At 74.5% G+C, this 7,959-nt stretch carries 6 protein-coding genes; 1 reads left to right on the top strand and 5 read right to left on the bottom strand.

Annotation, left to right across the window (positions count from 1 at the left end; genetic code table 11):
* Positions 1-22: 22 nt before the first annotated feature.
* From ACWGB8_RS36990 to ACWGB8_RS36970, 5 genes are all read right to left on the bottom strand, one after another.
* Entirely contained in the window at positions 23-976 is a 954-nt protein-coding gene (locus tag ACWGB8_RS36990) for a nitroreductase/quinone reductase family protein (RefSeq protein WP_452218050.1), read from the bottom strand.
* 390 nt (positions 977-1,366) lie between these two features.
* Entirely contained in the window at positions 1,367-1,717 is a 351-nt protein-coding gene (cutA, locus tag ACWGB8_RS36985; RefSeq protein WP_452218049.1) for a divalent-cation tolerance protein CutA, read from the bottom strand.
* A gap of 77 nt (positions 1,718-1,794) precedes the next feature.
* On the bottom strand, positions 1,795-2,289 hold the full coding sequence (locus tag ACWGB8_RS36980; protein WP_452218048.1) for a DUF6584 family protein: 495 nt from the start codon (positions 2,287-2,289) through the stop codon (positions 1,795-1,797).
* A gap of 154 nt (positions 2,290-2,443) precedes the next feature.
* On the bottom strand, positions 2,444-3,616 hold the full coding sequence (locus ACWGB8_RS36975; protein ID WP_452218047.1) for a polysaccharide deacetylase family protein: 1,173 nt from the start codon (positions 3,614-3,616) through the stop codon (positions 2,444-2,446).
* A gap of 171 nt (positions 3,617-3,787) precedes the next feature.
* Entirely contained in the window at positions 3,788-5,617 is a 1,830-nt protein-coding gene (locus ACWGB8_RS36970; protein WP_452218046.1) for an AMP-dependent synthetase/ligase, read from the bottom strand.
* 383 nt (positions 5,618-6,000) lie between these two features.
* On the opposite strand from ACWGB8_RS36970, the gene ACWGB8_RS36965 reads away from it, so the two are divergent.
* Positions 6,001-7,959: sensor histidine kinase (locus tag ACWGB8_RS36965; protein ID WP_452218045.1), on the top strand; the 1,959-nt coding region annotated here is incomplete at its 3' end.

Below are 7,959 nucleotides of genomic sequence, written 5' to 3'. Positions count from 1 at the left end.
GGCCGGACGGGCCCGCGCCCGCTCAGCGCCGTACGGGTGGGAACGGAACCTCGGCGAGCACGGGCAGCAGGGCCTCCTCCTCGTAGGCGAGGTGGGCCTCCAACTCGGTCGTCATCCGCGCCAGTTCGGTGCGGAAGTGCTCCGGGTCGGCGTTCGGGAGGTCCGTCAGCAGTTCGGTCAGCTCGGCCCGGAGGCGGGCGACGCCCAGGTGCTGTTCGGCGAGTTCCGCCAGGGTCTCCCGCAGGTGCGGATGGCTGCGCGCCACCGCCGGGAACACGGCGGCGTCCTCGCCGGTGTGGTGCACGGTGAGCGTCTCGCAGAACGCCAGGCAGTGCTGGCGCAGTTGCAACCCCAGCCCGACCGGGGCCCGGCCCGGGCCGCCGGCGGCGCCGCCCGTTCCACCCGGGCCGCCGACCCCGTTCGTTCCGCCGAAGTAGGAGTCCGCCTCGGCCCGGACGTGCCGCAGCTGGCCGCGCAGCCAGGTGTGCACCTCCAGGAGTTTGTCGGCGAGGCTGGTCACCTCGATACCGGGGTCCTCGGTGCGCTGCAGCACCACCACCGGCAGCAGCCGGTCGGTCTGCTGCTGGTACTCCCCGTACCCGGGCTCGGCGTGCACGACCTCGGCGAACAGGCGCTCGCGCTCGGCGCCCTCGGCCGGGACGGCGACCGCCTCGAACTCCTCGATCCCGGTGGCCGCCGGGCCCTCGCCGGCGGTGCCGAGCTCGACCTCCACCATCGGGTGGGCGAGCAGGTTGTGGTACCAGGCGGGGTGGTGCGGCGCGCCCCCGGCGGAGGCGACGATCACCACCCGGCCGTCCCGGTCGCGGACGTACCCGAGCGGCACGGTGTGCGGCTTGCCGGACCTGGCGCCGGTGGTGGTGAGCAGCAGCAGGTTGCCGCCCTCGAACGGGCCGCCGACGCTGCCGTCGTTGGCGCGGAACTCCTCGATGACGTGCTGGTTGAAGGACATGGACATACGTGTGTGGGTTCTCCGAACGAAAGGGGTTGGATCGCCCGCGAGCGGGACCGCGGCGCGTGCACGCGGTCGGGGCGGGAGCCGCCGGCGCAGCCGTCGTTGCAGGGCTGCCGGGTCCGCCGCAGGCGCGTACGCGGGGTCAGGAAAGGGGGGCGGAGTGTGAACTCATGTCAGGCCGTCCCTCGGAAAGGTGCTCGCCCGGTCGCCGGCCGGCCCACATCTCTTTGGCCGGCGCCACGCTGCACACGGCCATTAGAACCACCGTGCGCGCCGGGTGTCAATCGGCTGCCGGACGGTCGGTGCGGGTGCGGACGGCCGTCGGGTCGTCGACCCGTCCCGGCAGCCCGGGGCGGTCGGGCGGGGCGGGGTGACGGGGCGTCGGGCCGCGGCTCAGCTGCGCCCGTTCTCCGCGGCGGGCGCCCCGTCCGTCTCGGCGGCGACCCAGGCCAGGTAGCCGGGGGAGCCCGCGGTGACCGGGACGGCGATCACCTCGGGCGTGTCGTAGCCGTGCCGTTCGGCGATGAACGCCGTGAGCGGGTCGACGAGTTCGGCGCGCGTCTTGAAGTCGATCCGCCACTCGGCGGCGTCCTGGACCTCGCCCTCCCACCAGTACACCGAGTGGATCGGCTGGAGCTGCGCGCAGGCCGCCAGCCGGGCCCCGACCGCGGCACGGGCGAGCTCGCGGGCCCGGGACTCGTCGTCGTGGGTAGTGGTGACGACGCTGAAGCCGGTCTCAGTCATGCCCCGACCCTAGGGCGTGTCTGACGGTTCCCGCCGGGCGCGGGCTCAGAACCACCCGACGACCGTGATCAGTCCGATCACGAGGAGGAAGAGCAGCAGCACGGCCACCGTCCCGCAGCCGAGCGCGAGCAGGACGTCCGAGCCGTCGGTCGTCCCGTCGGCGGCCCCCTCCCCGCGGCCGTCCTCGTCGCCGTCCACGGGCCACCAGTGGACCGGCCGGCCGCCTCGGTGGCGGCGGCCCGGAGCCCGGCGAGCTGCTCGCGGGCGAAGGCGGTGGCGGCGTCGTCCTCGGAGCCGCGCCAGGCGACGGCGCGCATCCGGAGGTACGGGTGGGCGTACCGCTCCTCGAAGGCGGCGGTCTCGCCGGGGTCGCGGTCGGCCTCCAGGTAGGTCCAGCGGCCGGCCTGGGCGGGCTCGCCGTAGCAGCGGTAGATCTCGCCGAGCCGCCGGCGGGCGGGCAGCTGGGTCGGGCAGGAGGAGACCAGTCCGCGCAGGCGTTGCCGGGCGACGGGCAGGCGGCCGGCGGCGACGTCGGCGGCGGCGGCGCGGGCGAGGGTGGTCTCGGCGGTCATGGCGGACATGATCACCGATCCGCAATTGTCGATCAAATGACATATCGGCGCCCGTCACCCGGACGCCCCCGCCCGCCACACACGCCCGCCCCCGCCGCGCGGGCACGGCGGGGGCGGGCACGGTGGGCGCGGGGCGCGGGCGCCGACCGGGTCGTCAGCGCAGGTGGTCGCCGAGCGGGGCGGGCCGGAGGCCGGCCGCCGCGGCCGCGGCGAGGGCGCGGTCGAGGTCGGCGGCGAGGGTGTCGGTCCAGTGCAGCAGGATCACGTCGCCGGGCTGGAGCGGGCCGGGGTGCCAGACGTTGGAGGCGCCCCAGCTGAAGTCGGCGCTTGCGGTGAGCGCGGTGCGGTAGCCGCAGTTGGCCGCGGCCTGCAGGGTGTCGGCGTTCCAGGCGAAGAACGGCGGGCGGAACACCGTCTGCGGGGTCCCGAAGAGCCGGGTCAGGCTGTCGCGGGCGTCGCAGATCTCGGCCTGCTGCTCCGCGAGGCCGAGCGTGGTGAGGTCGGGGTGCGAGACGGTGTGGTTCTGCACGGACGAGCCGGGCACCGCGGTGACGCGCTTGAAGTAGCCGGGGTCGAAGCCGGCCGGCATCGGCATCGGGAACGCGGTGATCGGCACCTGCCGGGAGGTGATGACCTGCTCGGCCTCGGGGGTGCGCTGCCAGCCGTCGTCGACGGTGATGAAGACGACGCGCTCCTCGGTGGGGACGTTCCAGCTGGCGGTGGCGGGTGCCGGGGCGGGTCCGTCGACCCGGACGTCGTCGACGGAGTACGGGCCCTGCTCGTACCAGCCGTGGACGTACAGCCGGACGCTGGAGGCGTTCGGGCCGGTGGTGAACCGAGTCGTCAGCTGCTGCCAGTCGCCCCGGGTGTGCTCCGTCCAGGCGGGGGCGACGTCGTTCCCGGTGCCGGTGGCGCCGAGGAAGACGTACGAGCCCTTCACCCAGGCCGAGGCGGTGTAGGTGGTGTTCGGCCGGACGGAGACGGTCTGCGTGCACTCGCCCTTGGAGTCGGCGGCGGCCGGTGTGACGGCCAGCGCGGAGCCGCCGCTGCGGGCCTGCGCGGCGACCTTGGCCTCGGACGGGCCGCCGGTGCAGCGCCAGCCGGGGACGGAGCCCCAGTCGGCGAGCGAGGAGGCGGGGATCTCGAAGCCGGGGTTGGTGGCCAGGTTGACCACCGGGCCGGGCGCGGGCGCGGTCTCCGCCGAGGCGGGGGCGGCGAGCCCGGACAGGGCGAGCGAGGCGCCCGCGGCCAGGGCGGCCAGGCGGGCCGGGATGCGCGCGGAGCGGCGTGCGGGGACGCGTGCGGGCATGCGCGGGAACACGGACACGTGGGGACTCCTGCGTGGGGAGACCGCACCCGTTGGGGCGGGCGCGGGTGAACGGTGGGGGCGCTCCCCGAGGGGGTGGGAGCCGTCGGCGTGCCGCACTCGGACCGAGGCAAAACAATGGACTGGACCAAACGGTCCGTCAAGAGAACCGGCGGTGAACCGCGGACGGGCTCAGCCCGAGTACAACTCCTCGATGTCGCCCGCGTAGTAGTCCGCGACGGCGGCCCGCCGGAGCTTCAGCGAGGGCGTCATCAGGCCCTGTTCCTGGCTGAACTCCCGGGGGAGCAGCCGGAAGGCGCGGATCGACTCGGCGCGCGAGACGGAGGAGTTCGCGGCGGCCACCGCCCGCTGGATCTCGGCGTGCAGTTCGTCGTCGGCCAGCACGGCCCACTCGTCGAGCTGCTCCCGCCCGTGCGTCTTCAGCCAGTGTGCGAGCGCCGCCGGGTCGAGGGTGATCAGCGCGGCGACGTAGGGGCGGTCGTCGCCGACGACCAGGCACTGGGAGACCAGCGGATGGGCCTGCACCCGCTCCTCCAGGGCGGTCGGGGCGAGGTTCTTGCCGCTGCTGGTGACGATGAGGTCCTTCTTGCGGCCGGTGATGGTGAGGTAGCCGTCCTCGTCCAGCGAACCGAGGTCGCCGGTGCCGAACCAGCCGTCGTACAGCGACTCGGCGGTGCAGCGCGGGTGGTTGAGGTAGCCGGCGAAGACGTTCGGGCCGCGCACCCACACCTCGCCGTCCTCGGCGATGGTCACCGTGGCGCCGGGCAGCGGCGGGCCGACCGTGCCGTGCTTGATCCGGCCGGGCGGGTTGGCGGTGATCGCGGCGGCGGTCTCGGTGAGCCCGTACCCCTCGTACAGCCGCAGGCCGGCGCCGGCGTAGAAGAGGCCGAGTTCGCGGCCGAGCGTGGAGCCGCCGCACATCACGCTGCGGATCTTGCCGCCGAGCACGGCCCGCAGCCGCTGGTAGACCGTCCGCTCGTACGCGGCGTGGCGCAGCCGCAGTCCGGCTCCGGGGCCGGGACCCCGCCCGAAGGCCCGGCGCTCCCGGGCGGCGGCCCACTCCACGGCCACCAGCCTGGCCTGCTCGAAGAGTTCACCGCGCCCGGCCTCCTCGGCGGCGCGCCGGGCCTGCTGGAAGAGCTTCTCGAAGACGTACGGGACGGCGTGCAGGAAGGTCGGCCGGAAGGACGCCAGCGCGGGGAGCAGCGCCTCGGTGGTGAGCTCGGGGAGGTGGCCGAAGCGTAAGCCGCCGCGGACGGCCGCGATCTGCACGGCCCGGCCGTAGACGTGCGCGAGCGGCAGGAAGAGCAGGGTGGACGGCTGGGCGCCGCCGGTGTCGTACAGGGCCTCGTGCCAGCCGTCGAGCAGGGCGTCGGCCTCGGCGGCCAGGTTGCCGTGGGTGAGCAGGCAGCCCTTGGGGCGCCCGGTGGTGCCGGAGGTGTAGACGACGGTGGCGATGTTCTCGGCGCCGACACCCAGCCGTTGGCGGTGCACCAGGGAGTCCGGCACACCGCGGCCGTCCTCGGTGATCGCGCTGACGCAGTCCCGGTCGAGCTGCCAGATGCCGGTGAGCTCGGGCAGGGCGTCGCAGACCGCGCCGACCGTCATCGCGTGGTCCTCGTCCTCGACCACGCAGGCCACCGCCTGGGTCTCGGCGAGGATCCAGCGGACCTGCTCGGGGGCGGCGGTGGGGTAGACGGGCACCGGGATCGCGCCGACCGACCAGAGCGCGTAGTCGAAGAGCGTCCACTCGTAGCGGGTGCGGGCCATCAGGGCGACCCGGTCGCCGTAGCGCACGCCGCGGGTCAGCAGTCCCTTGGCGAGGGCGAGCACCTCGTCGCGGAACGCCCGCGCGGTGACCTCCCGCCACTCCCCGGCGGGGCCGTCCCGGCGGGCGAGCTGCACCAGGCCGGGCGCGCGCTCGGCGGTGTCGTACAGCGAGTCGGCCAGTCCGCCGGTGACCGGGAGGCCGGCCGGTGCGGGCGTGGAGAACTCGCGCACGCTCCCCCCGATCCGTCTGCGGCCTCGCCCGGAGATCCGGACGGGTGAAGGCGAAGCTATCGGATTGCTCTGCCACTGCCCAGGGTTGTGACCGGGGCTCGACGAGATCGGCACATGCCCGTACGCAAAGTGCCCGCCCGGGGCACGGGTCGGACGATCCCGGCGGCGGGTGATTACGGGATCACCGGGATGATCCGGACACCGCGGCGGGGAAGCCGTGACGAGGATGGATTCGACCCTCGAACGAGTGGTCAGGGCGTAGTAGGCTCTCGCAGACCTCCAGCCAGGAGCCGCCCCGCCCGACCTCTGCCAGGACTCCGACCCGCCCGAACCCCCACCAGCGCTCGGCAGCATTTCCCGACCGAGGACTCACCGAGGACTCCATGCGTCTGCGCAGCAGCTCGATCCGCGCGAAGATCATCGCGCTGCTCATGGTGCCCATCGTCGCGCTCACCGCCCTCTGGGCGTACGCGACGCTCGCCACCACCGGGGACGTGTGGACCCAGCTGGAGGTCTCGGAGACCTACGAGGAGTTCGGCACCCCCGTCGACCGGTACGCCCAGAACCTGCAGAACGAGCGCCGGGCCGCCGTCCAGCGGCTGGCCGATCCGCGCTCCCGGGCCGCCGCCGACGCCTTCGCCGCCGCCCAGGCCGCCACCGACCGCGACCTCGCCCTGCTGCGCGACAAGAAGGACGGCAGCTCCGGCGGCAAGCTGGACGCCTCCCAGCGCGGACGCTACGTGCAGATCCTCGCCGCCGCCGACCAGCTCGCACCGCTCCGCGCCCAGATCAACCGCTCGGCGCTCAACTGGGAGTTCGCGCTCGACCAGTACAGCGACCTGGTGAAGCCGACCTTCGCCTTCCGCTCGGCCTTCGTCGCCCGGCAGAGCGGCCAACTGCCCCGCCAGGGGACCATCCTGATCGAGCTGGCGCGCGCCCGCGAGTACCTCTCCCAGGAGGACGCGGCGATGGAGGGCATCCGCAACTCCGAGCGGGTCACCCCCGACCAGTACCAGGTCGCCCTGGACGCGCTGCACAACCAGCAGGCCCTGTTCACCGTCTACATCGCCGAGCTCGACCCGGACGACCAGGCCGACTACGTCGCCCTGCGCGGCGGCGAGGCCTGGGCCGCGCTCGCCCGCGCCGAGGCGGACTTCGTCGGCGCCGGCGGCCCCGACCGGGTCGGCCAGGCGATCAACGGCGACTTCTGGCGGGAGACCGCCGACCGGGCCCTCGGCGACCTCGCCGCGATCAACGCCCGGCTGGCCGCCAAGATCGGCGACCGCGCCCACTCGTACGCCGTCGGGCTGCTCTGGCGCGGCGGCATCGCCGGGGCCATCGGCCTGTTCGCCGTGGTGCTCTCGGTGCTCATCTCCTACCGGATCGGCCGCGGGATGGCCCGCGAGCTGATCGGACTGCGCAACGCCGCCAACGAGCTGGCCGGCAGCCGCCTGCCGTCGGTGATGCTGCGGCTGCGCCGCGGCGAGCCGGTGGACGTCGCCCACGAGGCGCCGGAGCTGGAGTTCGGCCCCGCCGAGATCGGCCAGGTCGGCCGGGCGATCAACGCCGTCCAGCGGGCCGCCGTCGAGGCCGCCGTCGAACAGGCCGAGCTGCGCCGCGGGGTCTCCGCGGTCTTCGTCAACCTGGCCCGGCGCAGCCAGGTGCTGCTGCACCGCCAGCTGACCCTGCTGGACACCATGGAGCGGCGCACCGAGGACCCGACGGAGCTGGAGGACCTCTTCAAGGTCGACCACCTGACCACCCGCATGCGCCGCCACGCCGAGGGCCTGATCATCCTGGCCGGCGGTTCGCCCGGCCGGGCCTGGCGCAAGCCGGTGCGGATGGTGGACGTGGTGCGGGCGGCGGTCGGCGAGGTGGAGGACTACGCGCGGGTCGTGGTGCGCCCCTTCCCCGGCACCGGCCTGCTCGGCAGCGCGGTCGCGGACGTCACCCACCTGATCGCCGAACTGGTCGAGAACGCCGCGGTGTTCTCCCCGCCCAGCACCCAGGTCACCGTCCAGGGCGAGGTGGTCGCGCACGGCTTCGCGCTGGAGATCGACGACCGGGGCCTCGGGCTGAGCGCGCAGGCCCTCGCCGAGATCAACGAACGCCTGACCGTGGAGCAGGAGTTCGACCTCGCCGACACCGACCGGCTGGGCCTGTTCGTGGTCAGCCGGCTGGCCCGGCGGCACGGCATCCGGGTGCACCTGCGGCCCTCGCCGTACGGCGGGACGACGGCCGTGGTGCTCGTCCCGCGCGAACTGCTGGCCGAGGCACCGGACCTGCTCGCCGACCCCGCCGCCCGCCCGGCCGCCGCCGCCGCCGCTGCGGCCGCGGTCGCC

The organism is Kitasatospora sp. NPDC054939 (assembly GCF_053610105.1).
This window is presented reverse-complemented; position numbering and strand designations above follow the sequence as displayed.

What these genes read in the sequence shown, in the direction of transcription:
- ACWGB8_RS36990 (WP_452218050.1), bottom strand. Translation starts at nt 976, where the DNA reads ATGTCCATGTCCTTCAACCAGCACGTCATCGAGGAGTTCCGCGCCAAC.
- cutA (WP_452218049.1), bottom strand. Translation starts at nt 1,717, where the DNA reads ATGACTGAGACCGGCTTCAGCGTCGTCACCACTACCCACGACGACGAG.
- ACWGB8_RS36980 (WP_452218048.1), bottom strand. Translation starts at nt 2,289, where the DNA reads ATGACCGCCGAGACCACCCTCGCCCGCGCCGCCGCCGCCGACGTCGCC.